The sequence below is a fragment of the Brevundimonas sp. genome (genome assembly GCF_041648115.1).
Taxonomy (GTDB): domain Bacteria; phylum Pseudomonadota; class Alphaproteobacteria; order Caulobacterales; family Caulobacteraceae; genus Brevundimonas.
In genome coordinates this window covers 145,609-170,113 of record NZ_JBAZPR010000002.1, presented here as the reverse complement: position 1 = coordinate 170,113, position 24,505 = coordinate 145,609, and the positions used below count along the sequence as shown (strand labels likewise).

23 protein-coding genes are annotated in these 24,505 nt (G+C 66.4%); 12 read left to right on the top strand and 11 right to left on the bottom strand.

Annotated elements, in window-relative coordinates; all coding sequences use genetic code 11:
• Window positions 1–41: 41 nt before the first annotated feature.
• Window positions 42–1,565, bottom strand: coding sequence for a glycerol kinase GlpK (glpK, locus tag WC597_RS02305; RefSeq protein WP_372691741.1), 1,524 nt, complete (start codon window positions 1,563–1,565; stop codon window positions 42–44).
• Between the two features lie 63 nt (window positions 1,566–1,628).
• On the opposite strand from glpK, the gene WC597_RS02300 reads away from it, so the two are divergent.
• From WC597_RS02300 to WC597_RS02290, 3 genes are all read left to right on the top strand, one after another.
• Window positions 1,629–2,609 (top strand): threonine/serine dehydratase, encoded by a 981-nt coding sequence (locus WC597_RS02300; protein ID WP_372691577.1) that lies wholly within the window; start codon window positions 1,629–1,631, stop codon window positions 2,607–2,609.
• 62 nt (window positions 2,610–2,671) lie between these two features.
• The gene (locus WC597_RS02295) at window positions 2,672–3,127 is read left to right on the top strand and encodes a MaoC family dehydratase (RefSeq protein ID WP_372691576.1); all 456 of its coding nucleotides are present in this window, start codon (window positions 2,672–2,674) and stop codon (window positions 3,125–3,127) included.
• Window positions 3,128–3,390: 263 nt separating this feature from the next.
• Window positions 3,391–4,548 carry an outer membrane beta-barrel protein gene (locus WC597_RS02290; protein ID WP_372691739.1) on the top strand — a complete coding sequence of 386 codons (1,158 nt, stop codon included), beginning with the start codon at window positions 3,391–3,393 and terminating at the stop codon, window positions 4,546–4,548.
• A 138-nt stretch (window positions 4,549–4,686) separates the two neighbouring features.
• On the opposite strand, the gene WC597_RS02285 is transcribed toward WC597_RS02290, so the two are convergent.
• Together WC597_RS02285 and WC597_RS02280 are read right to left on the bottom strand one after the other, a co-directional pair.
• Complete coding sequence (locus WC597_RS02285; protein ID WP_372691575.1) at window positions 4,687–4,860, bottom strand: hypothetical protein; 174 nt, start codon at window positions 4,858–4,860, stop codon at window positions 4,687–4,689.
• Window positions 4,861–4,998: 138 nt separating this feature from the next.
• Complete coding sequence (locus WC597_RS02280; RefSeq protein WP_372691574.1) at window positions 4,999–5,673, bottom strand: OmpA family protein; 675 nt, start codon at window positions 5,671–5,673, stop codon at window positions 4,999–5,001.
• 223 nt (window positions 5,674–5,896) lie between these two features.
• On the opposite strand from WC597_RS02280, the gene WC597_RS02275 reads away from it, so the two are divergent.
• Window positions 5,897–6,808 carry an isopenicillin N synthase family dioxygenase gene (locus tag WC597_RS02275; RefSeq protein WP_372691738.1) on the top strand — a complete coding sequence of 304 codons (912 nt, stop codon included), beginning with the start codon at window positions 5,897–5,899 and terminating at the stop codon, window positions 6,806–6,808.
• A 4-nt stretch (window positions 6,809–6,812) separates the two neighbouring features.
• Here WC597_RS02275 and WC597_RS02270 read toward each other — a convergent pair whose 3' ends face one another.
• The 5 genes from WC597_RS02270 to WC597_RS02250 form a co-directional block, all read right to left on the bottom strand.
• The gene (locus WC597_RS02270) at window positions 6,813–8,753 is read right to left on the bottom strand and encodes a ubiquitin-activating E1 FCCH domain-containing protein (protein ID WP_372691573.1); all 1,941 of its coding nucleotides are present in this window, start codon (window positions 8,751–8,753) and stop codon (window positions 6,813–6,815) included.
• A 100-nt stretch (window positions 8,754–8,853) separates the two neighbouring features.
• Window positions 8,854–9,549, bottom strand: coding sequence for a monofunctional biosynthetic peptidoglycan transglycosylase (gene mtgA / locus WC597_RS02265; protein WP_372691571.1), 696 nt, complete (start codon window positions 9,547–9,549; stop codon window positions 8,854–8,856).
• Window positions 9,549–10,514: a WD40 repeat domain-containing protein gene (locus tag WC597_RS02260; RefSeq protein WP_372691570.1), complete on the bottom strand. Its 966-nt coding sequence runs from the start codon at window positions 10,512–10,514 to the stop codon at window positions 9,549–9,551. The genes mtgA and WC597_RS02260 overlap by 1 nt, the downstream gene beginning before the upstream one ends.
• Window positions 10,515–10,754: 240 nt before the next feature.
• Window positions 10,755–11,693 (bottom strand): pirin family protein, encoded by a 939-nt coding sequence (locus WC597_RS02255; protein WP_372691569.1) that lies wholly within the window; start codon window positions 11,691–11,693, stop codon window positions 10,755–10,757.
• A gap of 40 nt (window positions 11,694–11,733) precedes the next feature.
• The gene (locus WC597_RS02250) at window positions 11,734–12,222 is read right to left on the bottom strand and encodes an Lrp/AsnC family transcriptional regulator (protein WP_135194232.1); all 489 of its coding nucleotides are present in this window, start codon (window positions 12,220–12,222) and stop codon (window positions 11,734–11,736) included.
• 148 nt (window positions 12,223–12,370) lie between these two features.
• Here WC597_RS02250 and WC597_RS02245 point away from each other — a divergent pair, with 148 nt between their 5' ends.
• From WC597_RS02245 to lpdA, 6 genes are read left to right on the top strand one after another with little or no spacing between them, the layout of a single operon-like run.
• Window positions 12,371–13,618, top strand: coding sequence for a thiamine pyrophosphate-dependent enzyme (locus WC597_RS02245; RefSeq protein WP_372691568.1), 1,248 nt, complete (start codon window positions 12,371–12,373; stop codon window positions 13,616–13,618).
• Window positions 13,619–13,677: 59 nt separating this feature from the next.
• The gene (locus WC597_RS02240) at window positions 13,678–14,745 is read left to right on the top strand and encodes an alpha-ketoacid dehydrogenase subunit beta (protein WP_372691737.1); all 1,068 of its coding nucleotides are present in this window, start codon (window positions 13,678–13,680) and stop codon (window positions 14,743–14,745) included.
• Window position 14,746: 1 nt separating this feature from the next.
• On the top strand, window positions 14,747–16,459 hold the full coding sequence (locus WC597_RS02235) for a 2-oxo acid dehydrogenase subunit E2 (protein ID WP_372691567.1): 1,713 nt from the start codon (window positions 14,747–14,749) through the stop codon (window positions 16,457–16,459).
• Window positions 16,460–16,503: 44 nt separating this feature from the next.
• Window positions 16,504–16,716 (top strand): ribbon-helix-helix protein, CopG family, encoded by a 213-nt coding sequence (locus WC597_RS02230; RefSeq protein WP_135194230.1) that lies wholly within the window; start codon window positions 16,504–16,506, stop codon window positions 16,714–16,716.
• On the top strand, window positions 16,710–17,075 hold the full coding sequence (locus tag WC597_RS02225; RefSeq protein ID WP_372691566.1) for a type II toxin-antitoxin system VapC family toxin: 366 nt from the start codon (window positions 16,710–16,712) through the stop codon (window positions 17,073–17,075). Before WC597_RS02230 ends, WC597_RS02225 begins: the two co-directional genes overlap by 7 nt.
• Window positions 17,076–17,086: 11 nt before the next feature.
• The gene (gene lpdA, locus WC597_RS02220; protein WP_372691565.1) at window positions 17,087–18,481 is read left to right on the top strand and encodes a dihydrolipoyl dehydrogenase; all 1,395 of its coding nucleotides are present in this window, start codon (window positions 17,087–17,089) and stop codon (window positions 18,479–18,481) included.
• A 144-nt stretch (window positions 18,482–18,625) separates the two neighbouring features.
• Here lpdA and WC597_RS02215 read toward each other — a convergent pair whose 3' ends face one another.
• A complete protein-coding gene (locus WC597_RS02215) occupies window positions 18,626–19,423 on the bottom strand; it encodes an SDR family NAD(P)-dependent oxidoreductase (protein WP_372691564.1) in 798 nt (265 codons plus the stop codon).
• A 7-nt stretch (window positions 19,424–19,430) separates the two neighbouring features.
• Window positions 19,431–19,901, bottom strand: a complete 471-nt coding sequence (locus WC597_RS02210) for an Rrf2 family transcriptional regulator (protein ID WP_372691563.1) — start codon at window positions 19,899–19,901, stop codon at window positions 19,431–19,433.
• A 168-nt stretch (window positions 19,902–20,069) separates the two neighbouring features.
• Here WC597_RS02210 and WC597_RS02205 point away from each other — a divergent pair, with 168 nt between their 5' ends.
• Complete coding sequence (locus WC597_RS02205) at window positions 20,070–22,046, top strand: potassium transporter Kup (RefSeq protein ID WP_372691562.1); 1,977 nt, start codon at window positions 20,070–20,072, stop codon at window positions 22,044–22,046.
• A gap of 47 nt (window positions 22,047–22,093) precedes the next feature.
• Window positions 22,094–23,443, top strand: coding sequence for an RsmB/NOP family class I SAM-dependent RNA methyltransferase (locus WC597_RS02200; RefSeq protein WP_372691561.1), 1,350 nt, complete (start codon window positions 22,094–22,096; stop codon window positions 23,441–23,443).
• Here WC597_RS02200 and rhuM read toward each other — a convergent pair.
• Window positions 23,440–24,492, bottom strand: coding sequence for a RhuM family protein (rhuM, locus tag WC597_RS02195; RefSeq protein WP_372691560.1), 1,053 nt, complete (start codon window positions 24,490–24,492; stop codon window positions 23,440–23,442). The genes WC597_RS02200 and rhuM overlap by 4 nt on opposite strands.
• Window positions 24,493–24,505 lie beyond the last annotated feature (13 nt).

The window sequence follows — 24,505 nt, the reverse complement described above, 5'->3', positions numbered from 1 at the left end:
CCCGGTCCGTTCTTTGGTGTTTCCTTTGAGCCGCCCGGATCTTAGGCCCGGTCCGGCGCGGCGATGATGGCGGCCTTCACCGCGCGGCGCCAGCCGGAAAGCAGACGCTCGCGCTCGTCAGTCTTCATGCGCGGTTTCCAGCAGGCGGGCGCCTCCGCCGGGCGCGCCTCCAGATCGGGCAGCAGGTCGACGCCCAATGCCGCCAGGCGCGCCGCGCCCAGAGCCGTCATCTCCTGAAACGCCGGCCGCTCGACCTCGACCTCGCAGATGTCTGCGACGAACTGCATGGCGAAACTGTTGGCGGTGACGCCGCCGTCCACCTTCAGCATCTTCAGCGGGGGGGCGCCGTCCTGGGCCAGGGCGTCCAGCAGGTCTCGCGTCTGATAGGCCAGGGCCTCCAGCGCCGCGCGAACGAAATGAGCCGGGCCGGAATCCCGCGTCAGCCCGACGACGGTTCCCCGCGCCTCCGGCTCCCACCACGGCGCACCCAGGCCGGTGAAGCCCGGCACCATATAGACCCCGCCGTTGTCGGGCAGTTCCTGCGCCATCGCCTCCGACTGACGCGACTCGGAGATCAGCTTGACCCCGTCCCTCAGCCACTGGATCGCCGACCCGGCCGAGAAGATCGACCCCTCCAGCGCATAGGCGGTCTCGCCGTCGGCCTGATAGCCCAGCGTGCCCAGCAGCCGCCGGGTCGAGGCCACGGGCTTGGCCCCGACATTGGCGACCAGGAAGGCGCCGGTCCCATAGGTGATCTTGGCGTCGCCGGCCTTCAACGCGCCATGGCCGACCAGGGCCGCCTGCTGGTCGCCCGCCGATCCGGCGATAGGCAGGGGGCGGCCGAACAGCGCCGGATCGGTCTCGCCGATCACGCCCGCACAGGGGACGATGTCGGGCAGAGCTTCGCGCGGCACGTAGAACAGGGCGCACAGGTCGTCGCGCCATTCGACCGTCTTCAGATCCATCAGGGCCGTGCGCGACGCATTGGTCGCATCGGTGGCGTGGACCCGGCCGCCGGTCAGTTTCCAGATCAGCCAGGCGTCGATCGTGCCCAGCTTGACCTCGCCCTTGGCCGCGCGCTCGCGCGATCCCGGCACGGCGTCCAGCAGCCAGGCGAATTTCGTCGCCGAGAAATAAGGGTCGAGGATCAGGCCGGTCGCGGCCTGGACCATGGGCTCATGTCCTTCGGTGGTCAGGCGGGCGGTGACGTCGGCCGTGCGCCGGTCCTGCCAGACGATGGCGCGATGCAAAGGCTCGCCCGTCGCGGCGTCCCAGATCACCGCCGTCTCGCGCTGGTTGGTGATGCCGATGGCGGCGAAACGGGCGACCCCGCCGGCCTTTCGCACCACTTCGCGGCAGGTCTGAAGGGTCGCGGTCCAGATCTCGGCAGCATCGTGTTCGACCCAGCCGGACTTGGGGAAATGCTGGGCCAGTTCGATCTGGCTGACGGCGACGGGGCGCAAATCCCCCATTCTTTCGCCTACCGCGCTTCGCGCTGCTTGAGGCGCGATCTCGAAGGCGATGGCGCGGGTCGAGGTCGTGCCCTGGTCGATGGCGAGGATCAGGCTCAAGACGTTTCTCCCTTGGACGCCTTACGCGGCGCTCGGACCTTGGGCTAAGGGGAGCATATGACGACGCGTCTGCCCAGCTATGAAGGCGTCCTCGACGCCGCCCGCCAGATCGACGGCGTCGCTGTCCGCACGCCGCTGCTCGAAAGCCCCGCCCTGAACGCCGTGGTCGGCGGACGGGTACTGATGAAGGCCGAAAACCTCCAGCGCGCCGGGGCTTTCAAGTTTCGCGGCGCCTACAACCGCATCAGCCGGCTGAGCGCCGAGGAGAAGGCGCGCGGGGTGGTCGCCTTCTCGTCCGGCAACCATGCGCAGGGGGTAGCCGCCGCCGCTGCCCTCGTCGGGATGCCGGCCATCATCGTCATGCCGTCGGATTCCCCCAAGGTTAAGGTCGAGGGGGTGATCGATTTCGGCGGAGAAGTGCGTTTCTACGACCGCTGGACCGAGAGCCGCGAGGCCATCGGCGCGGGCATCGCCGCCGAGCGCGGATCGATACTGGTTCCGCCCTTCGACGATCCCTTCGTAATCGAAGGACAAGGAACGACGGCGCTGGAAATGCTGGATCAGGCCGATGCGCCGTTCGATCAGTTGCTGTGCGGCGCCTCCGGCGGCGGGCTGATGGCGGGGATCAATCTGGTGATGGCCGAGCGCAGTACTTCGACGAAGGTGTTCGTGGTGGAGCCGGAAACGTTCGACGATACGGCGCGGTCGCTGGCGGCGGGCGCGCGGGTCGGGCATCCGCAAGGCGCGCCGTCGATCTGCGATGCGCTTATGTCGCCGATGCCGGGGGTGCTGACCTGGCCGATCAATCAACGGCTGGCCGGCGCGATCACAGTGTCTGACGCAGAGGTCGCGGAGGCGATGCGGTTCGCCTTCCGTCATTTGAAACTGGTGATCGAGCCCGGTGGCGCGGTGTCCCTGGCGGCTCTTTTGGCCGGAAAGATCGGGACGGAAGGGTTGACGACGGCGATCATCCTGTCGGGCGGCAATGTCGATCCGACGCTGTACGCCGACATCATCGAAGGTCGGTTCGGCGGCTGAGGGTCTTTCCTTCATGGCGCCGGTCGGCCAACCTCTTCTCAAAGCAAAAGAGAGAGGGCGCGATGACCAAGGCCAGTGAACTTCAGGGACTGATCGGCCAGGAGGTCGGGGTGTCGAAATGGTTCGACGTCACCCAGGCCCGGATCGACGCCTTCGCCGACTGCACCGAGGATCACCAGTTCATCCATGTCGATCCCGAGGCGGCCAGGGTGACGCCGTTCGGCGGAACCATAGCGCATGGTTTTCTGACACTGAGTCTGGCGTCCGCCATGAGCTACGACGCGGTCGCGCCGTTGGATGGTGTGACGATGGGTGTCAACTACGGCTTCGACAAGCTGAGGTTCCTGGCTCCGGTTCCGGCAGGGGCACGCATTCGTGGCCGGTTCAAGCTATTGGCCGCAGAGGACAAGGGCGGCGGCAGGTGGGTGTTGAAGCACGAGCTGACTGTGGAAATCGAGAGCGCCGACAAGCCTGCCTTGATCGCAGAGTGGCTAGGCATGCAGGTCGTGCAGGAATGAGCGGGCAAACTATGATGTAGCGCCGCCCACCCGGATGAGTTGGCTGTCACGCGTTTTGAGATTGTGACGTTCGCTGGTCCAGCAGTTAACGAAACATCGACAAACTGACAAATTTACCTGTAGCATCAACGCCACGGTGAGCGCTGCACAGTTGATATCGGTCACGTTTCCGCCTCGACCTTCTACAGCAAGGCTGGTAAGACCGGCCTAGGCGGTAGACCCGCCCCTACTATAACAGAGGCGGAGGGCTACCCCCTATGCGTATGAAGACTTTCGTGCTGGCCTCCAGCGCAGCGGCCGCCCTGGCCCTGTCGGCTGGCGCTGCGTCGGCAGAACCGAATGGCTGGTACGGCGCGATCGACGCCGGTTACCACATGATCGACGACATCAACGCCGAGTCGTCGACGACCGGCGCGTCGTGGAACTATGAAGTGAACGACGGCTGGGCGGCGTTCGCCCGTCTCGGCTATCGCTTCAACCCCAACTGGCGCGTTGAACTCGAAGGCGGCTACCGCTCGGGCGACATCGGTCGCGTTCGTGCCGTTTCGGGCACGCAAGGCCTCTGCAATGTGACGCCGGCGACCGGCCCGTGCACCTCGCCTGAAGGTGATATCGAGTCCACCACCCTGATGGCGAACGTCATCTATGACCTCGGTTACGAAGCCTGGGGCATCCGTCCCTTCGTCGGCCTCGGCGCCGGTGTGAACTACGTCAAGACGGACACCAATGGTTTCCTGCGCGCCAACCGCGGCGCGACTTTCACGGCTGACGACGACTCGACCAAGTTCGCCGCTCAAGCGATCGCCGGTCTGGCCTGGGCGGTCACCGATCGCGCCAACATCGACCTGACCTACCGTTACTTGACGGGCGACGCCTCGTTCGCCTCGACCACGGTCGGCACGGGTCCGGGCGCGACGCAGTTCGGCGAATGGGATGGCGACTACGATCAGTCGCACACCGTGACCCTGGGTCTGCGCTACAGCTTCGGTGCGGAAGATGCGCCGCCGCCGCCGCCTCCCCCGCCTCCTCCGCCCCCCCCGCCGCCTCCGCCCCCGCCGCCGGCTCCGGTTGCACCGCCCGCACCGGTCGCTCGCCAGTTCGTGGTCTACTTCGACTGGGATCGCTCGGACCTGACGGCGGAAGCCCGTTCGGTGGTGACGCAGGCCGCCAACTACGCCAAGTCGGGTCGTCCGACGCGCGTCGTGATCGTCGGCTACACCGACACCTCGGGTTCGGCCGCCTATAACCTGGGTCTGTCCAACCGCCGTTCGCGCACCGTCGCGGACTCGCTGGTTGCTGCTGGCGTCAACGGCGGCGTCATCGCCCTCGACGGCAAGGGCGAAACCAACCTGGCCAAGCCGACCGCCGACGGTGTGCGTGAACCGCTCAACCGCCGCGCGACCATCGACATCAACTTCTAAGACCTCTGGGGGGATCGATCCGGACTTCTCTCCGGGTCGATCTTCGGATCTCGAAGTCGTCGAAAGACAGAACGCCGTTTCCGAAAGGAGGCGGCGTTTTTCTTTGCCGGAGAGATCGTCAGAACAAGGGGAGCAGGATCATTCGGCAGGTGCGTGCGAGACGACGGTTGCTTCCAGCCTGATGATCGGTTCGAAGCCGCGCAAGAGCGCCTGGCCGGCGCCGATGACGAGGGTCGCCGTCAAGACGGCGCTGATCACCGCGATGGCGGTCAGCTTCAGGCCTTGCCCGAACTCCCGATCCTCAGGCGTCACTGCGTCGTTCCCATGATCCGATGAGATCGAGAACCATGGTGTGCCAGTGCGCGCAAATCACGAAGCCTGTGATTGAACAAAGAAAGGGCGACGCCTTGCGACGCCGCCCTTCCCCAAGTCTTAAGATGAAGCCGTCGATCAGCCGGTGAACGGACGGATCAGGATTTCCACGCGGCGGTTCTGCGCCTTGCCCTCTGTCGTGGCGTTCGACGCAATCGGATTACGCGCGCTGTTCCCGGCGACATAAAGGCGCTGGGCGATGACGCCGCGACGCACCAGTTCGGACGCGACGCTGCCGGCCCGGCGTTCCGACAAGGGCTGGTTGATCGCATCGCCGCCCGAGGAATCGGTGTGACCGATCACGTCCACCGTCGATTGGTCATACTGCTGCAGCACGCGCGCCACGTCGTCGAGAACGGGCAGGAAGCGTGGATCGATCGAGGACTGGTTGGTGGCGAAGGTCACGTCCGACGGCATGCGCAGGACCAGGACGTCGCCCTGGCGCGCCACGCCGACGCCGGAGCCCGACAGTTCGGCCTCCATGGCGCGCTGCTGGCGGTCCATGTACTGGCCCACGGCCGCGCCGCCCAGGGCGCCGACGCCAGCGCCGATCAGGGCGTTCTTGCGGCCCTGCTCGCCGTTCGAGGTGTTGGTCAGATAGCCCAGAAGCGCGCCGCCCAGAGCGCCGGCGATGGCGCCGGTTCCGGTGTTGTTGCGAACGGGACCCGAGCGATAGGGGTCGGTCGTGGTGCAGGCGGCGGCGCCCAGCAGTGCGGCGATCGAGACGCTGGCGACGATGATCTTGGCGCGCATGGAATGGTCCTTTGGTTAATGAGTTCTGGCGCGGAAACGTATGCTTACTGTGAAGGTTCCAAGCTGTATGGCGCGTGAACGGCCTTGGCGACCCCGTTCGACGATGAACTGACAAGGGCGCGGATTAGGCGTATGGGAACCGCCGCACATTCCCAGATCGAGGACGTCCGTGAGCACGACCCTGAACGACAGCCCCGCCGGCCGCGCCATCACGCCCGTGTCGATGACCCAGTACGACGCCGACTTTCAGGCGTTCAGCGACGCCCTGGGCGCCTCCTTCTCACGATACGGCTTTGCGGTTGTCGCCGATCATGGGCTGGACGAGACGCGCATCACCGCCGCCATCGACGACGCCAAGGCCTTCTTCGCCCTGCCCGAGGACGTGAAGCGCCAGTATCACCAGCCGGGCACCGGCGGAGCGCGCGGCCTGACGCCGTTCGGGGTCGAGGCGGCCAAGGACGCCAAGACGGTCGACTTGAAGGAGTTCTGGCACGTCGGCCGCGAACTCCCCGAAGGGCATCCCTATCGCCGCTACATGCGCGACAACGTCTGGCCGACCGAGGTCGAAGGTTTCAAGCCGCATCTCTATGGCATGTTCGAGGATCTGGACGCCCTGGGCGCCAAGATCCTGCGCGCCATCGCCCGCTATCTGAAGCTGGGCGACGACTTCTTCGCTGACAAGGTCGAGATGGGCAACAGCGTCCTGCGCATGCTGCACTATCCGCCGGTGCCCGCCGATGCGCCGGGCGTCCGCGCCGGCGCCCATGAGGACATCAACGTCATCACCCTGCTGCTGGGCGCCGAGGAAGCCGGCCTGCAGCTGAAGGAGAAAGACGGCAGTTGGCTGGACATCGCGCCCCCGCCTGGCGCTCTGGTCGTCAACATCGGCGACATGCTGCAGCGACTGACCAACCACGTCCTGCCGTCGACGACCCATCGCGTGGTCAATCCTGCGCCCGAGCGTCGCGGTTTCGCCCGCTATTCGACGCCCTTCTTCCTGCACTTCAACCCGGACTTCCCCATCGAGACCCTGCCCAGCGCCATTACGCCGGACAATCCCGACCGCTATGCGGGCAAGACCATCTTGGCCGAGGACTATCTGACCGAGCGCCTGCGGGAAATCCGCCTGCTGTAGGCCGTCAGCGGGAAATCCGCAGCCGGGTGATGTCGCGGCCGATGGCCTGGAAGTTGTTGGACAGGTCCGCGCCCGACTGCGGCAGGAAGGCCTTGTCCTTGTCGGTGGCGCAGGTGCTCAGGATCGTCGCGGCCTCGCTGCCGGGGGTGATCGAGAACCCGACCGTATAGACGATGATGTCCTTGGCCTTCATGCTGGTGCAGAGCTGGGCCGCCTGGTCGAACGGGTCGCCGTTGGTCGCGTCGCAGGCGATCTTGTCGAAGAGATTGCCCGAGCCTGAACCAGCATCGCGAGCGATGACGCCGCCGCAATAAGGAGTGTTGAACTCGCCGTCCGTCATCAGGATCACGGCCTTCAGCACCTTGGTCGGCGCATAGGCGGCGGCCGGGTTCGAAGACCACAGGCTGTTGAACTGGTTCGAGACCGCATACCAGCCCCAGGCCAGACCGATCTGGCCGGATGTAGAGCCCGTGACGGACAGCCCGTTCACCAGGGTCGTCAGGGTGTCGATGTTGGACGTCAGAGGCTGGATCGTGGCCGCTGGGCATGGATTGCCCGCTGATCTGACAGGCGTCGTGCGTTGCGGGGCGGCATAGTTCCGGCCGACGTAGCTGGAACTGCTTGGCGCAGCATCGGTATAGGCCTGCGATCCTGTACGCTCGCTGACGCAAGTGGTGTTGTCGAATGCCGTCAGGCGATTGTATTGCGCATCCCGAAAGACCCGTTTGGCGCATCCGTCGCGGCCGCACTGGACGGTTCCGCCGTTGGTGTAGTCGGCATAGGTCGCGCCGGCGACAGGCAGGACGAAGGCGTCGTTGGATGTCTTCTCGAAGACTTCGTAGAGGCCTTCATTCGTCGTGTTCAGCGCCGTCATGCCGTTGACGCCGGCGATCTGGACGCCCTCGTCCTCGGACAGGCCGTGATTGCGCGAGGTGACGGTGACGAAACAGTCTTCGCGGGTGCATTTGCGGATCTGGCCGCCGGAGCTGTAGCTGCTGTAGCCGCTGTTCGTGTTCAGCGCATACCAGTTGCCACCGGATTGGTATTGCAGCGAGACCTTGTTGGCGTCGATGCGGACCACGCGGTAGGCGCGGTTGTTGATCTGGGTCATGCCGTTGACGCTGCTGATCCATACGTAGTCGTTGCTCGCCAGTCCGTGACCGTTTGCGGTGACGACGCCGGGCGAGGCGCGGGTGATGCCGCCGATCGACTTCGCCGCAGCCGCCGCCCAGGACGCGCCGGTTATATTAGTCGAGGCGACCGGTGCTCCACGTGCGCCGTCGGCCCAGGATCCCACATTGACCCCGATCGAATAGGGGACGATGGCCATGCGTGAATAGTAGGGGGTCTGTTTGGCGGGCGGCTGAACCACCAGCTTGACCAACTGGTTCGCCGCATTCTTCAGGTCGCCGATGCGGTTGTTGCTGGCCATCGAGCCGGTGATGTCGAGAACTAGCGAGACTTCGATGTCCTTGGAAGACCGATTGACCTCGGAATGGACGCTGACCGGCAGGGTGTCGTCCAAGATCTTGCCGTAGGGCGGAAGGAAGACGTTGGCGACCAGCGTCTTCACCTGAACCTGCATGTCGGCGACGATCAGCTGGTCCTTGGTCAGGACGATCTTGACCGCATCGTCGGCGAACGGCTCGACCGAGGCGTTTCGCAGATTGGCCCGCAAGGCCACCACAGCCACGGCCTGCAGGTCATCGGGATCAGTATAGGACGACCGCGCGGCGGCCAGGGCGGCGGCGTCCAGGGCGTCCTGAACGCGGGCCTTGACCGTGGTGATGCGGTTGATGTCGATGCCGCCCAGGGTGACCATCACCAAGGCCGGCATGACCAGGGCGAAGATCATCGCCACATTGCCCGCTCGGTTGGACGACAGGCGCGCCGCCAGATTGCGCAGGCCCTGAACCGCTTTGCCGATCCGTGTGAAAGCCTTCACGATGATCATCCCCGAGGGCGCAGATCGCCCGAATAGCGCTCAATGTGCCATCGGGCGGTTAAGGGAAGCCTCAAGGGGAAGGGTTAACCAGGCTTTGGCGTCAGCCCCGCCCGACGACGCAGGCGTTCAGCCCCTCGTTGCGCACCGTGCCCATCGCGGCCTGGATGCGAGACGCCCTTCGGCGGACATAGGGGCCGGGCGCGGCTGCTTCGTAGCGACGCGGAGCCGGCAGGATGGCGGCCAGGCGTGCGGCCTCGCGTGGGCTAAGATCACGAGCGTCCTTGCCGAACCAGTGGCGCGAGGCGGCCTGGGCGCCATAGACGCCAGGCGCCCATTCCACCACGTTCAGATAGACCTCCATGATCCGGCGCTTGGACCAGACCGCCTCGACCAGGACGGTGTAGCCCGCCTCCAGCCCCTTGCGGATCCAGTCGCGGCCCGGCCAAAGGAAGACGTTCTTGGCCGTCTGCTGGCTGATGGTCGATCCGCCCCGGATACGTCCGCCCTCCGCGTTGTGGTCCAGCGCCTTCTGGATGGCCTCCATGTCGAAGCCGTGGTGGCTGCAGAAACGGGCGTCCTCGGCGGCGATGGCGGCGTTCACAAGATTGGGCGAAATCTGGTTCAGGCCACGCCACTGGTAGTCCATGCCCTCGCCGCGAGCGAGTTGGCGCAGCATCAGTATGGTCGGCGGCGGCGGCGCGACGGCGACGATCAGCACCCCGGCGACCGGGATCAGGGCCAGGATCAGAAGGGCGGTCAGCACGACGCGACGCCAGCTCTTGCGACCCTTCGCCATCAGAGGATGGCGACGCCGGCGGCGCCGTCCTCGTCGGCCCAGGCGACCTTGTCGACGGCGGGGCTGAGCGACAGGGCGACGATGGCCGGCCCCTTCTCGGCCTTGACGAAGTTCAGCCCCTGGGCCGCCGGATGCGCCACCCAGACGCGGCCGTCGGTCAGGCCGGCGGCCAGCAGGCCCTGATCGGCGCGGGCCGAGACCAGATTGACCAGGGTCGTGTCGTCATAGCCGATCTCGGTCGCCTCACGCCCCATCGGCCCGTTCGAGCCGATGAAGGGCCACAGGACCGCGCCTTGCGCGCCCGAGGTCGCCATCAGCTGACCATTGGCCAGGAAGGCCATCGACCGCACCTTGCCCGGATAGCCGCCCATGCGCAGGTTCTTGGCGTCCTTGATGCGCCAGCCGTGCATCTGATTGTCCTGCATCGTCGTGACGACGAAGGCGCCGTCGGGCGAAAAGGCGACGCCGGTGTGCGATCCGGCCCAGGCCAGTTTGACCGGTTGTTGTTTCTCGATCCGCGCATACCACAGCGCCGCCCCGCCATAGGTCGAGGTCGCGATGCGTCGGCCCTTGGGCTCGAAGGCGACGCCCGAGACGGTGCGCTCGTGCTGGAAGTCGCGACGGAAGCCCACCTCGTTGGGATCGATCACCGACAGGGTGCGGCCGAAGGAAAAGGCGATCAGGCCCGAGGCCGGCGAGGCGTCGATGGCGTCGATCCACTGGTTCCTGGCCGTCGCCAGGACGACCGGATCCTCGTCGCGGCGGCTCCAGACGACCTTGCCGTCGTCGCCGCCGGTGACCACGCCGTCGCCGGACGGGTGGACGCAGGCGCACAGCACGGCGCCGTCGTGGGCCTCGACCCGCGTCCGGTCCTCGAACCGGATCGAGCCGTCGCCGAGGGCGAAGACGGCGCCGGAGTTGTCGAACAGGGCGGCGGTGACCTGGGCGTCGAAATCGAAGTTCATGGCGCAGGCGTTAGCGGGTTGCGGGAGCGGGGGCAAATAGAGTGGGGATCGCGCTGGTTTCTCCCTCCCCGTTCGGGGAGGGGCGTCGCGCAGCGACGGGGTGGGGGCGGCCCGGCAGGGACGCACTGGCCTTGAGACAAGAAAGGTCTGTGGGGCGTCGCCCTGCCGCCCCCACCCGGTCTCGCCTTCGGCTCGACCACCCTCCCCCGCAGGGGGAGGGAGAAAGTCAGTGCTTTGCCACTAGACCGGGTCGGTCGGCTTGGGCTCGACCGGCGCCGGGGCGGCCTGGGCCTTGGTCGGCTCGTCGGGCAGGGGGATGAACTCCAGGTCGTCGGCGTGGGGCAGACTCATCCGCCCGGCCTTCCAGTCGGCCTTGGCCTGATCGATCCGAGCCTGGCTGGAGGCGACGAAGTTCCACCAGATCAGCCGCTCGCCCACCGGCTCACCGCCCAGCACCATGACGGTCGACTGGACCAGGGCCTTGACGGTCGGTTCGGCCGTCGGCTCCAGCACGATCATCTGACCCTCGTGGAAGGTGCGGTCGCCGACCTCGATGGAACCCTTGGCCACGTAGAGGGCGCGTTCGCTCATGCCCCCGGCGCCCTTGCCGGACGGCGGGGCGGTGCGGACGCCGGGCTGAAGCTCCCAGTGGATGTAGAACAACGGCGACGACACCGGCACGGCGGCCTTGGCGCCATAGGCCTCGCCCGCCACCAGACGTGCGAACAGGCCGCCGTTCTCGTATGCGGGCTGGGCGTCCTCGCCCAGGTGATGGAAGGCCGGATCGGTCTCTTCGGCCTCGTCGGGCAGGGCGACCCAGGCCTGCATCCCGTGCATCGCCCCGCCGGTGCTCTTTCTCAGCGGATCGGTGCGTTCGGAATGGACGATGCCCTTGCCGGCCGTCATCCAGTTGACCTCGCCCGGCCGGATCGCCTGATCATAGCCGAGGTTGTCGTGGTGCATGATCTCGCCCTCGAACAGATAGGTCAGGGTCGACAGGCCGATATGCGGGTGCGGCCGCACGTCAATGGCCGTGGCTCCGGCTGCGAACTCGGCCGGCCCCATCTGGTCCAGGAAGATGAAGGGCCCGACCATCCGGCGCGAATGGAAGGGCAGGACGCGCCCGACCTCGAACCCGCCCAGGTCCTTGCGGCGCGCGTCGATCACGAGTTCGATCATGGTCTTGGTCCCTTTGGCGAACGTAGTCGCCTGAGACCTCTTATCCGACGTGAGGCGTGATGATGCCAAGAGGCAGGGCGGTCACATTCTTCACGCCGCGCGTGACGATGTGGCTTTCGCAGTCCGAGACGATGCCCAGGGCCAGCAGTTTCTCGCGCAGGAACAGGTCGAAGGCGTGCATGTCAGAGGTGATGATCCGCAGCACATAGTCCTCGCGCCCGGTGATGGTCGCGCACTGGACCACCTCCGGCCATTTGGCCACGGCGGCTTCGAACAGGTTCAGATTGTCGGCCGAGGGCAGCATCAGCTTGACGATGGCGTAGACCTCGAAGTCCAGGCCCAGCAGCTGCGCGTTCAGCAGGGTGACCCGCTTGGTGATCAGGCCGGAATCTTCCAGCCGCTTGATCCGCCGCCAGCAGGGCGAGGCCGACAGTCCGACGCGATCCGCGACCTCCGCGACCGACAGCCCGGCGTCTTGTTGCAGGATATCCAGGATGCGGGCGTCGATGGGGTCGAGTTCGTCGGCCAATGCGTTTCTCCGATTATGATTATCGCGAAATAAAATACCCGATATCGGGATTGTGCAAGGTCAATTTGAGCGAGCACCTGCTTAGGGGCCGTGTTATCACACGTCCAGAGGAAACACGGACGGACCCCGAATGGATATGGACGCCCGCATGAACGACGAAAACGTGAAAAAGAACAGTCAGCCCCTGTCATTGCGCGTGCCGGAACCGTCCGGCCGACCCGGCGATGCGCCGGACTTCAGCCACCTGCTGATGGACCCCGCCGGCGTGGTCGAACGGCCCGAGGTCGGATCGACGCCCTATGAGATGCGCGATCTCGCCTTCCGCCTGATTCGGGTGCTGGACGACGAAGGAAACGCCGTCGGGCCGTGGAACCCGCGTCTAGACGCTGAGACCCTGCGTCGCGGCCTGAAGGCCATGATCCTGACCCGCGCCTTCGACGACCGGATGCACCGGGCCCACCGCCAGGGCAAGACCAGCTTCTATATGAAGTGCACCGGGGAGGAGGCCATCGCGGTTGCCCAGGGCATGATCCTGAGCCGCGAGGACATGGGCTTCCCGACCTATCGCCAGCAGGGGCTTCTGATCGCGCGCGGCTATCCGCTGGTCGAGATGATGAACCAGATCTATTCTAACGCGGCGGACCCGATCAAAGGCCGCCAGCTGCCGATCATGTATTCGGCCAAGGACTATGGCTTCTTCACCATCAGCGGCAATCTGGGCACGCAAGTGCCGCAGGCCGTCGGCTGGGCCATGGCCAGCGCCTATAAGGGCGACGACAAGATCGCCATCAGCTGGATCGGCGACGGGGCCACGGCGGAAGGCGACTTCCACAACGCCCTGACCTTCGCCTCCGTCTATCGCGCCCCGGTCATATTGAACGTCGTCAACAACCAGTGGGCCATCAGCTCCTTCCAGGGCATCGCCGGCGGGCTGGAGACCACTTTCGCCTCCAAGGCCATCGGCTATGGCCTGCCGGCCCTGCGGGTGGACGGAAACGACTTCCTGGCGGTCTGGGCGGCGACCCAGTGGGCCGAGGAGCGCGCCCGTTCGAACCAGGGTGCGACGGTGATCGAACTGTTCACCTATCGCGGCGCCCCGCACTCGACCTCCGATGACCCCAGCCGCTATCGCCCCGGCGACGAGCACGAGAAATGGCCGCTGGGCGATCCGCTCGAACGGCTGCGCCAGCACCTGACCGTCATCGGCGAGTGGGACGACGAACGTCACACGGCCGCCCTGAAGGACGCCGTCGAACAGGTTCGCGCCGCCGGCAAGGAATCCGAAGCCATCGGCACCCTGGGCCAGTCGCGCCCCAGCGTGAAGACGATGTTCGAAGAGGTCTATGCGACCGAGGACTGGCGGCTGATCGAACAGCGCCGCGAGGTGGGGGTCTGACCATGGCTGAGCAAACCACCTTCACCGACGCCGATCGCAACGACGGCGTCGAGCCGGACATGGTCGACCAGAACGCAGCCCCCGCCTCGCAGGCGACGGGCTCGGGCGTCGTGCCGATGAACATGATCCAGGCCCTGAACTCGGCCATCGACGTCAAGATGGCCGAGGACGCCAACGTCCTGTCGTTTGGCGAGGACGCCGGCTATTTCGGCGGGGTCTTTCGCGTCACAGACAAGCTGCAGCAGAAGCACGGCCTGACCCGCAGCTTCGACGCCCCGATTTCGGAATGCGGCATCGTCGCCGCCGCCATCGGCATGGGCGCCTATGGCCTGCGGCCGGTCGTCGAGATCCAGTTCGCCGACTACATCTATCCGGCCTACGACCAGATCGTCTCGGAAGCGGCCAAGATGCGTTACCGCTCGGGCGGTCAGTTCACCAGCCCCATCGTGGTGCGTTCGCCCTACGGTGGCGGCATCTTCGGCGGCCAGACCCACAGCCAGTCGCCGGAAAGCCTGTTCACCCACATCGCAGGCCTGAAGGTCATTATTCCCAGCAATCCCTATGACGCCAAGGGCCTGCTGACGGCGGCCATCGAGGACGACGATCCGGTCGTCTTCTTCGAGCCGAAACGCCTCTACAACGGCCCGTTCGACGGCTGGCACGAGAAGCCGGTCTCGCCGTGGAAAGCCCAGGATCTGGCCCAGGTCCCCACCGGAAAATATGTCGAGCCCATCGGCAAGGCGCGGGTCATGCGCGAGGGGAACGACGTCACCATCCTGGCCTATGGCACCATGGTCTGGGTGGCTTTGGCCGGCGCCGAACACGCCGGCGTGGACGCCGAGGTCATCGACCTGCGCAGCCTGGTGCCGCTGGACATCGAGACCATCGAGGCCAGCGTTAAGAAGACCGGCCGCTGCGTCATCGTGCACGAGGCGCCCAAGACCTCGGGCTTCGGCGGTGAACTGTCGGCCCTGGTTCAGGAGCGTTGCTTCTATTCCCTGGAGGCGCCCATCGCGCGCGTCACGGGCTGGGACACGCCCTATCCCCATGCTTTCGAATGGGAATATTTCCCCGGACCGCAACGGGTCGCAGACGCCTTGAAGAGCGTCATGACGGGAGGTCGTTAAGATGGGTCGTTTCGTCTTCAAACTGCCCGACGTGGGCGAAGGCACCGCCGAGGCCGAACTGGTCGGCTGGCACGTCAAGGTCGGGGACACGGTCGCCGAGGACCAGATCGTCGCCGACATCATGACCGACAAGGCCACGGTCGAGATCACCGCCCCGGTCAGCGGCAAGGTCGTCGCCCTGCACGGTGAGCCCGGCGCCATGGTGCCGGTGCGCGGGCCCCTGGTGGAGTTCGAGGTTGAGGGGACGGGGAATGCGGATGAAGCCCAGAACCCCTCCGTCTCTCCGCTGCGCTCCGAGCCACCTCCCCCCGCTTCGCGCGGGGAGGAGGCAGTGGCGGCATCGTCTCCTCCCCACGTCAGTGGGGAGGGGGACCGCGCGAAGCGGGATGGAGGGGCTCTTGACGCCCCCCAGACCCCGACCGGCAACTACATCTTCAAACTGCCCGACGTCGGCGAAGGCACGGCCGAGGCCGAGCTGGTCGGCTGGCACGTCAAGGTTGGGGATGCGGTCGAGGAAGACCAGATCATCGCCGACATCATGACCGACAAGGCCACCGTCGAGATCACCTCGCCGGTCGCCGGAACGGTCGTCGCCATCTACGGCGAAGCGGGCAAGTCGGTGCCGGTCGGCGGGCCGCTGGTCGCGTTCGATGTCGAGGGTCGGGGCAATGTCTCGACGCCCGTCGCGGCGTCGAAACCGGCTCCAAAACCGGCAGAGAATTCGACGACGGTTTCCGCTGCGACTTCGACGACTGCGCGTGCGATTTCGAAGACTTTGGTGACGACCCCGTCCAAGCCTGTTCCCGCCCTGACCGGCCGCGCGCCGGGTGAACGCCCCTCGGCCTCGCCGGCCGTGCGCAATCGCGCGCGGGATCTGGGCGTGGACCTGACCTTCGTGCCCGGTTCCGGCCCGGCCGGGCGGATCACGCACGAGGATCTGGACGGCTTCATCGCGCGTGGCGGCTCGCAGCCGGCGTCCGCCCCATCCGGCGGCGCCTCGACCTACGCGAAGGCGGAGGGAACCACCGAGGTTCGCATCATCGGCCTGCGCCGAAAGATCGCGGAGAAGATGGCCGAGAGCGTGCGCCGCATTCCCCACATCACCTATGTGGAGGAGATCGATGTCACGGCGCTGGAGGAGCTTCGCGCGCACCTGAATGCGACGAAGCAAAAGGACCAGCCCAAGCTGAACCTGCTGCCCTTCATCGCCCGCGCCATCGTCGTCGTCCTGCGCGACCAGCCGCAGATCAACGCCACCTATGACGACGAGGCCGGCGTCCTGACCCAGCACGCCCCGGTCCATCTGGGCATCGCCGCCCAGACGCCGAACGGCCTGATGGTGCCGGTGGTCCGCCACGCCGAGGCGCGCGACCCCTATGACACGGCGTTGGAGATCGCCCGCGTCTCGGGTGCGGCCAAGGATGGCACGGCCAAGCGCGAGGAACTGTCCGGCTCGACCATCACCATCACCTCCCTGGGCACGCTGGGCGGGGTGGTCCACACCCCGATCATCAACCACCCCGAGGTCGCCATCGTCGGCCCCAACAAGATCGCCGAAAGGGTCGTCGTCCGCGACGGTCAGATGGTCGTGCGCAAGATGATGAATCTGTCCTCCAGCTTCGATCACCGCATCGTCGACGGGCATGATGCGGCGGTCTTCGTGCAGCGGATCAAGGGGCTGCTGGAACATCCCGCGACCTTGTGGATGGGGTAAGGTGCCACATATGATATATACTCAGTATATCATGGAGGCCTAGAATGCGTATTCTAGTGGATGCAAACGAGGCTCAGGTCGCCGCTCTCGACGACCTTGCCAAGCTTGAGCAGCGTCCGCGCGCGGCTGTGATCCGCGCGGCGATTGACGACTATCTGGCCCGTCACCGCCGCAAGGGCGTTCAGGAAGCCTTCGGCTTGTGGGCCGACGGACCGGATGGCCTGGAGTTCCAAGAGAAGCTTCGCAGCGAATGGTAGCCGCGCTTTTCGACTCCAACATCCTCGTGGACCATCTGAGGGGGTTCCCGCAGGCGAAGGCGGAGATCGACCGCTACGAAGATCGCGCCATCAGCATCATCAGCTGGATGGAAGTGATGGTCGGCATTCCCGACCATCTGGCAGAACCGGCTCGCCAATTCCTCGACGAGTTCACCGTGATCGGTCTGAACGGCACGGTGGCGGAGCGCGCCGTTTCACTGCGCAAGACGCAGCGCCTCAAACTGCCCGACGCCATCATTTGGGCTGCGGCGCAAACGACCGGTCGATTGCTGGTCACTCGCAACACCAAGGATTTCCCGACCGACGAGCCGGGCGTCCGCACCCCCTATATTCTGTGACAGGCCTCGCTATGCAGCAGCTCAAGACCAAAGTCCTCATCATCGGCGCGGGCACCGGCGGCTATGTCGCCGGCATCCGGTGCGGCCAGCTGGGGCTGGACACCGTGCTGGTGGACGGCGGCGATGGGCTGGGCGGGACGTGCCTGAATGTCGGCTGTATTCCGTCCAAGGCCATCATCCATGCGGCGGGCAAGTTCGAGACGGTGGCCAAGGCGGCCAGCGGCGGAACGCTGGGCATCACGGCGACGGCGCCGGCCATCGACCTGAAGCAGACGGTCGACTGGAAGGACGGCGTCGTCCGTAAGCTGAACGCCGGGGTCGCGGCCCTGCTGAAGAAGGCCAAGGTCAAGGTGATCAAGGGCTGGGCCGAGTTCGCCGACGCCAAGACCTGCATCGTCCAGACCGACGACGGCGAAATCCGAATCACCGCCGAACACGTCATCCTGGCGACCGGCTCAGAGCCGGTCGAACTGCCCTTCCTGCCGTTCGGCGGGGACGTCATCTCCTCGACCGAGGCGCTGAGCCTGTCGGAGGTGCCCAAGAAGCTGGTCGTGGTCGGCGGCGGCTATATCGGGCTGGAACTGGGCATCGCCTTCAGGAAGCTGGGGGCCGAGGTGGCCATCGTCGAAATGGCCGAGCGGATTCTGCCCCTCTATGACAAGGCCCTGACCGATCCGGTCGCCAAATGGCTGGAGAAGCACGGGGTCGAGCTGCACCTGGGCGCACGCGCCGGAGGGTTTGGCGACGGGAAACTGTCGATTACGACCAGGGACGGCGAGCCGCTGCAACTGGACGCCGACAAGGTGCTGGTCACCGTCGGCCGCCGTCCGCGCACCCAGGGTTGGGGTCTGGACAACATGGGCGTGGCCATGGCGGGGCCGTTCGTGAAGATCGACCAGCGCTGCGCCACCAGCATGAAGAATGTCTGGGCCGTCGGCGACCTGACCGGCGAACCGATGCTGGCCCACAAGGGCTCGGCCCAGGGCGAGGTGGTCGCGGAGATCATCGCCGGCCACGACCGCGTCTTCGATCCGGTCACCATCGCCGCCGTCTGTTTCACCGAGCCGGAGATCGTCTCGGCCGGTCTGGGTCCGAACGATGTCGCGGGCCGCGACGACGTCATCCAGTCGGTCTTCCCCTTCGCCGCCATCGGCCGGGCGCTGGCCATCGAGGCGGGCGAGGACGGCGGCTTCGTCCGTGTGCTCGCATCCAAGGCCGATCATCGCATCCTAGGCATTCAGGCGGTCGGCCAGCACGTGTCGGAACTGTCCAACAGCTTCGCCCAGATGATGGAGATGGGGGCCGTGCTGGAGGATGTGGCGGGAACGATCCACGTCCACCCGACCCTGGGCGAGGCCTTCCACGAGGCGTCGCTGCGAGCGCTCGGGCATGCGATTCATATTTAATATTGATCCGTCACCCTCGGGCTTGTCCCGAGGGCCTACGGCTGACCAGTCACCAGCCGTTATCGCCGTGCGACATTTTCAAAACTGCGGGGCGGATAAGTGGGTCCTCGGGACAAGCCCGAGGATGACGGGGATGGGACGGGGCTAAAGCCGCTCCAGCCGCTTCGCGTGGTTCGCCACCATGCGAAGCGCCAGCCCGTCGGGCAGGAAACGGGCCAGGCCGGCCATGACGTTGTTCATGACGCCCGGCGTGACGCTGGGGCGATTGGCTTCGCAGGCGTCGTAGCCGATCTCCGCCACGCGCGCGGCGTCCATCCACATCCAGGCTGGATAGGCGCTGGACACCTGGTCGCGCGAGCCGTTGACGTCGTGGAACTCGGTCAGGGTGTAGCCGGGGTTCAGGACCGTGACGTGGACGCCGGTCCCCTGCGTCTCCAGATAAAGACCCTGGGACGCCTTGATCAGAAAGCTCTTGATCGGCCCATACAGGGTGTCGCCGCCGGTCGCCGGCATCTGGCCGGCGAGAGACGCCACGTTCAGCACCCGGCCGAAGCCGCGCTGGATCATGCCGGGCAGCAGCAGGCGCGACAGCTCGACCGGCGCGGTCAGCATGACCTGGATCATGGCGCGATGGGCGCTGAGGTCCGTGTCCAGGAAGCCGGTGATGCGGCTGAAGCCCGCGTTGTTGACGAGGCCGTCGACGGTCACGCCGTGGGCGGCGATGGCCGCGACTAGCCGTTCAGGCGCGGCGGGGTCGGACAGGTCTTCGGGGATGACGGTCGCCGTGATGCCGTGGGCGGCGGTTAGTTCTTCGGCCAGAGCCTGAAGCGGACCTTCACGACGTGCCGTCAGGATCAGGTCCCAGCCTTTGGCCGCATAGGTCCGAGCGAGCGCCGCGCCGATGCCGGCCGAGGCGCCGGTGACCAGAACCGTGCGGCTCACAAGCCGGTCAGGCCGCGACGGGGCAAGACTTGTGCGGCGTATAGGCCGCCAGCGAAATCGGATTCTCGGCCAACAGGTCCGCGATGGTGATCTTGGACAAAGCCTCGGTCGCCGCCTCGTCGGCGGCGGTCAGGGCCTTGGCGACCTGGCGCGGGATATGTTCGCTGATGGGGCAGCCCTTGGCCCCGGCCGGGGGCGAGCCGATGTGGGCGCAGCCGTTCACGGCCTTCAGCACTTCGTCCAGCCGGATGTCCTCTGGCCGACGCAGCAACCACGAGCCGCCGGTGGCGCCCGGACGGGTGGCGATCAGCCCGGCCTTGGCCAGCAGAGCCGTCACGCGACGGACCACGACGGGGTTGGTCGGGATCGACGAGGCCAGCACGCCGCTGGGTGCGGCCTGCGCAGGTCCATAGGCGCCCTTGTGGGCCATATAGGCCAAGGCGTGGGCGGCGACGGGAAAGCGCTGGCTGTCTGACATGGTTTTGTTCCTGAGGTGAAAATAGGCGCTCATGGCCCGAATCACAAATCGGTCCGCAGAACGCCGAAACCGAATCCCCTTCGGCACGATTGAAGACCGCGCGGAATGAGCCTAAAGGCTCGCCGCTTTGAAGGGACCGACGCAGCGTCGGAGACCCGGAGGATACGCATGGCCGGGGATACTCCCCACGACGCGAGCGCTCCCTCGCCCGCGTCGAACACGCCGGACACGCCCACCCACGCCACGGGACCCGAGTCCCACGCTCCAGGAGGCCAGGTCGCCAAGCACGGCGGCATGTTCGCCTTGACCCTGGGCGCGATCGGCGTGGTGTTCGGCGACATCGGCACCAGCCCGCTGTACGCCCTGCGCGAAGCGATCGGTCATGCCCAGCGCGGCGTGGGCGGCGACCTGGCCGTGGTCGGCGTGGTGTCGCTGGCCTTCTGGGCGCTGATGGTCGTGGTGACGTTCAAATACGTCTTCTTCCTGATGCGCGCCGACAACAAGGGCGAAGGCGGCACCCTGTCTTTGATGGCCCTGGCCCAGTTCGCGGTCGGTCGACGTAGCGCCTGGATCTTCATCCTGGGCGTCTGCGGCGCGGCGCTGTTTTATGGCGACGGCATCATCACGCCCGCCATTTCGGTGCTGTCGGCGGTCGAGGGGCTACAGGACGCGCCGGGTCTGGCGGGCAAGCTGGACGCATTCATCGTGCCGATCTCGGCCGGCATCCTGATCGCCCTGTTCATGGTCCAGTCGCGCGGCACGGCCAGCCTGGCCAAATATTTCGGCCCGATCACGGCCGTCTGGTTCCTCAGCCTGGGCGCCCTGGGCCTGGTCCACATCTTCGACGACATCAGCATCCTGCGCGCCCTGTCGCCCTATTACGGCGTCAGCCTGCTGCTGCACGACGGCTTTTTGGGCTTCATCATCCTGGGCAGCGTCTTTTTGGCGGTGACGGGGGCCGAGGCCCTCTATGCCGACATGGGCCATTTCGGAAAGGCGCCGATCCGCATGGGTTGGCTGGCCTTCGTCCTGCCGTGCCTGACGCTGAATTATCTGGGACAGGGCGCCCTGATCCTGGATAACCCCGCCGCAGCCGAAAATCCGTTCTGGAACATGGTGCCGCAGTTCGCCTATTGGCCCATGCTAATCCTGGCGACGATCTCGACCGTCGTGGCCTCGCAGGCCGTGATCACCGGCGCCTTCTCGGTGACCCAGCAGGCGGTGCAGCTGGGCCTGCTGCCCCGCATCGACATCAGGAACACATCCGAGACCCAGGCCGGCCAGATCTTCGTGCCGGCGGTGAACACCTTCCTGATGATCGGGGTTCTGGTGCTGCTGTTCGTGTTCCAGAGCTCGCACAACCTCACCGCCGCCTATGGCGTCGCGGTGACGGGGACCATGCTGGTCAATACGCTGATGGCCTATTCCGTCATTCGCAAGGGCTGGAAATGGCCGATGTGGGCGGTGGCCGGGACGCTCATTCCGTTCGCCTTCATCGACAGCGTCTTCCTGACCTCCAACCTGCTGAAGATTCCTGACGGGGCCTGGATGCCGCTGGTGCTGGGCGCCTGTCTGGTCGTCATTATGTGGACCTGGGTGCGCGGCACGCAGATCCTGACCGCCAAGACGCGCAAGGACAGCCTGCCGCTGACCGACCTGATCGAGATGCTTCAGGCCCGTCCGCCGCACCGCGCGCCCGGCATGGCCATCTTCCTGACCAGCGACCCCGATGTCGCCCCCGTCGCCCTGATGCACAATCTCAAGCACAACAAGGTGCTGCACGAGAAGAACGTCATCCTGACCGTGCGCACGTCCGAGCGGCCGCGCGTCAAGGAGGCCGACCGAGTCAAGATGGAGCCGATCAACGACGACTTCAAAAAGGTCACGGTCACCTATGGCTTCATGGAGACGCCGAACGTGCCGCGCGCGCTGGGCCTGTGTCGCAAGCAGGGGCTGAAGTTCGACATCATGTCGACCAGCTTCTTCCTGGGCCGGCGCTCGCTGATCCCGTCGGCGCGACAGGGCATGCCGCTGTGGCAGGACCGGCTGTTCATCTTCCTGATGCGCAACGCCGCCAATCCGACCGACTTCTTCCATATCCCCCCCGGCCGCGTGGTCGAGCTGGGCGCGCAGGTGGCCGTATGAGTGCTGAGGGACGAGGCGGACAGAGTTCGCAGGCGCGCGGACGCCGCATGGCCGTCAAGGGTCGCCCGCGTCCCGCCCCGGCCGTGGATGCCGCCGTCCCGTCCCAGGACGACATCGGCGTCGAGGCCCGTGTCGTCGCCGGCATCCTGCTGAACGCCGCCTTGGAAAAGCGCAACGGCCTGGACGAGGCCTTGTCCCAGCCGGCCGCCCGCGCGCTGGAGCCTGTGGATCGCGCCTTCGCCCGCGCCGTGGCCATGGCCGCCCTGCGCCGCCTGGGCGAAATCGACCAGATCCTGAACCGCCGCCTGAAGAAGTCCCCGCCCGAGGCCGTCCGCACCCTGATGCGCATCGCCCTGGCCCAGACCTTGGTGTTGGAAACTCCCGCCTTCGCCGCTGTTTCCACGGCGGTGAAGCTGGCCGAACGCGATCCCAAGACGCGCCCCTACAAGAATCTGGTCAACGCCGTTCTGCGCGGCGTGGGTCGTGAAGGGCCGGGCCTGACGACGGCCGAGAGCAATCTACCCGACTGGATCGCCGCCCGCTGGAAGGCGACTTATGGCGAGACGGCGCTGGCTGGTCTGGCGCTGGCCGCCCGCGAGGAACCGGCGACCGATCTCAGCCTGAAACCTGGGGTCGATCCCGCCGCCGTGGCCGCCGCCGTCGAGGGCGAAGCCCTGCACTCCGGTCTTGGGGGCGGCACGGTCCGCACCGGCCGTCGCGGCGATGTCGCCTCCTGGCCCGGTTTTGAGGACGGGGACTGGTGGGTGCAGGACGCCGCCGCCGCCGTGCCCGGCCGCCTGCTGGATGTGAAGCCGGGCGAGACCGTTTTAGACATGTGCGCCGCGCCGGGCGGCAAGACCCTGCAACTGGCCGCCGCCGGCGCCTCGGTCGTCGCCCTGGACCGTTCCGCCCCGCGCCTGAAACGCCTGACCCAGAATCTGGAACGCACCGGCCTGACCGCAGAAGTAATCGCCGTCCCGGCGGAAGACTGGGAGGATGACCGCACCTTCGACGCGGTGCTGCTGGACGCGCCCTGCACCGCCACCGGCACCTTCCGCCGCAACCCGGAAGTCCTGCGCGCCACCAAGCCCGCCGAGGTCGCCAAACTGGCTGACGTCCAGCACCGTCTGCTCGACGTCGCCGCCGAACGGGTCAAGCCGGGCGGCCGGATGGTCTATTGCACCTGCTCGCTGGAGCGCGAGGAGGGCGAGACCCAGATCATCGCCTTCCTGCGCCGCAACCCCGCCTTCCGCACCGTCGCCGCCGATCCCGCCGCCCTGGGCGCGCCGCCAGAGGCCCTGACCCCCGAAGGCTGGCTCCGCATCCTGCCCTCGATGTGGGCCGAGCACGGCGGCCTGGACGGCTTCTTCGCCGCCAGGCTGGAACGGATCGCCTAGGTTTTTCGAGGAGCGCGTTTAGACTCAGGCAGGGCGTCGGCGGCCTTCCGCAGGTCGGCGTATTCCTGCTCCACCCGTGCTTTTTCCAGCGCACGCCTCTGGATGTCGAAGGCCTTGTAGGCCGCCTTGGCGTGGCGGTCGGCGTCGTCCTTGGAAACACTTCCGCCGTTGGACAGAACCACGCGGCCCAACCCCTTCAACTGAGCGTCCAGAAGTTCGGAAGCTTGCGCCATCGTCGTCAACCGACCGGTCTCCAACTGGTCCTCGAAGATGGTCAGCAGCAGGTCGGTCAGACGGTTCAGCTCGCGGACTTCCGCCGGCGCCAGGAAGTTCTTGGCCACGGTCACGTCGGCCGAAACTATTCGCTCACCCTTCCAGGACCGAAGGCCCATGTCGGCTTCCGCCGCGTGGGCGCGCGTCATCAGCATCTCGGCGGGCGTGTGACTGGTCACCGCGTAGCAGAGCTTGGCCTGGGTGTTCCGGTAGAAGGTGCGCCAGGCGTCCGACCTGGGATCGTAATCCTGGCACAGGCTGCAGATCTGACGGATTTCCGCATAGAGGTTGGCTTCCTCGCTGCGGATGTCGCGAATGATGTCGCGCAGTTCGCGGATGCGATCCTGCTGGCCGCCCGCCTTCATCCGCTCCACATCGATCACGAAGCCGCGCGTGGCGAACCGGATCAGCACGGCGGTGGCCCAGCGACGAAACAGGGTCGCCTGCGCCGAACTGACCCGGTAGCCGACCGAGATCACCATATCGAGGCTGTAGAGGACGCCTGGCCGGCCCCGACCATTTGTTTGCATTTTCTGCAAAGAAATCGACTCGTCGAGTTCGCCCTCCTCCAGAATGCTGCTGATGTGGCGTGAAATCACTGACAAGTCCCGGCCGAACAGGCTCGCGATCTGCGCCTGGCTCATCCACAGCGCATCGCCGTCGAAGCGGATTTCGACCCTGGCTCCGTCATGGGCGCCATAGATCAGGAAGCGGTCGCCGGAGCCGTCCTCGAACACGCGCACGGGCTCGGCGGCAGACGGGTCTTGCATCGACATCAGGACTTCCTGC

What these genes read in the sequence shown, in the direction of transcription:
- WC597_RS02205 (WP_372691562.1), top strand. Translation starts at nt 20,070, where the DNA reads ATGGCCGGGGATACTCCCCACGACGCGAGCGCTCCCTCGCCCGCGTCG.
- WC597_RS02290 (WP_372691739.1), top strand. Translation starts at nt 3,391, where the DNA reads ATGAAGACTTTCGTGCTGGCCTCCAGCGCAGCGGCCGCCCTGGCCCTG.
- WC597_RS02235 (WP_372691567.1), top strand. Translation starts at nt 14,747, where the DNA reads ATGGGTCGTTTCGTCTTCAAACTGCCCGACGTGGGCGAAGGCACCGCC.
- mtgA (WP_372691571.1), bottom strand. Translation starts at nt 9,549, where the DNA reads ATGGCGAAGGGTCGCAAGAGCTGGCGTCGCGTCGTGCTGACCGCCCTT.
- lpdA (WP_372691565.1), top strand. Translation starts at nt 17,087, where the DNA reads ATGCAGCAGCTCAAGACCAAAGTCCTCATCATCGGCGCGGGCACCGGC.
- WC597_RS02300 (WP_372691577.1), top strand. Translation starts at nt 1,629, where the DNA reads ATGACGACGCGTCTGCCCAGCTATGAAGGCGTCCTCGACGCCGCCCGC.
- WC597_RS02275 (WP_372691738.1), top strand. Translation starts at nt 5,897, where the DNA reads ATGACCCAGTACGACGCCGACTTTCAGGCGTTCAGCGACGCCCTGGGC.
- WC597_RS02210 (WP_372691563.1), bottom strand. Translation starts at nt 19,901, where the DNA reads ATGTCAGACAGCCAGCGCTTTCCCGTCGCCGCCCACGCCTTGGCCTAT.
- WC597_RS02280 (WP_372691574.1), bottom strand. Translation starts at nt 5,673, where the DNA reads ATGCGCGCCAAGATCATCGTCGCCAGCGTCTCGATCGCCGCACTGCTG.
- WC597_RS02225 (WP_372691566.1), top strand. Translation starts at nt 16,710, where the DNA reads ATGGTAGCCGCGCTTTTCGACTCCAACATCCTCGTGGACCATCTGAGG.
- WC597_RS02295 (WP_372691576.1), top strand. Translation starts at nt 2,672, where the DNA reads ATGACCAAGGCCAGTGAACTTCAGGGACTGATCGGCCAGGAGGTCGGG.
- WC597_RS02260 (WP_372691570.1), bottom strand. Translation starts at nt 10,514, where the DNA reads ATGAACTTCGATTTCGACGCCCAGGTCACCGCCGCCCTGTTCGACAAC.
- WC597_RS02240 (WP_372691737.1), top strand. Translation starts at nt 13,678, where the DNA reads ATGGTCGACCAGAACGCAGCCCCCGCCTCGCAGGCGACGGGCTCGGGC.
- rhuM (WP_372691560.1), bottom strand. Translation starts at nt 24,492, where the DNA reads ATGTCGATGCAAGACCCGTCTGCCGCCGAGCCCGTGCGCGTGTTCGAG.
- WC597_RS02200 (WP_372691561.1), top strand. Translation starts at nt 22,094, where the DNA reads ATGGCCGTCAAGGGTCGCCCGCGTCCCGCCCCGGCCGTGGATGCCGCC.
- WC597_RS02230 (WP_135194230.1), top strand. Translation starts at nt 16,504, where the DNA reads ATGCGTATTCTAGTGGATGCAAACGAGGCTCAGGTCGCCGCTCTCGAC.
- WC597_RS02245 (WP_372691568.1), top strand. Translation starts at nt 12,371, where the DNA reads ATGAACGACGAAAACGTGAAAAAGAACAGTCAGCCCCTGTCATTGCGC.
- WC597_RS02255 (WP_372691569.1), bottom strand. Translation starts at nt 11,693, where the DNA reads ATGATCGAACTCGTGATCGACGCGCGCCGCAAGGACCTGGGCGGGTTC.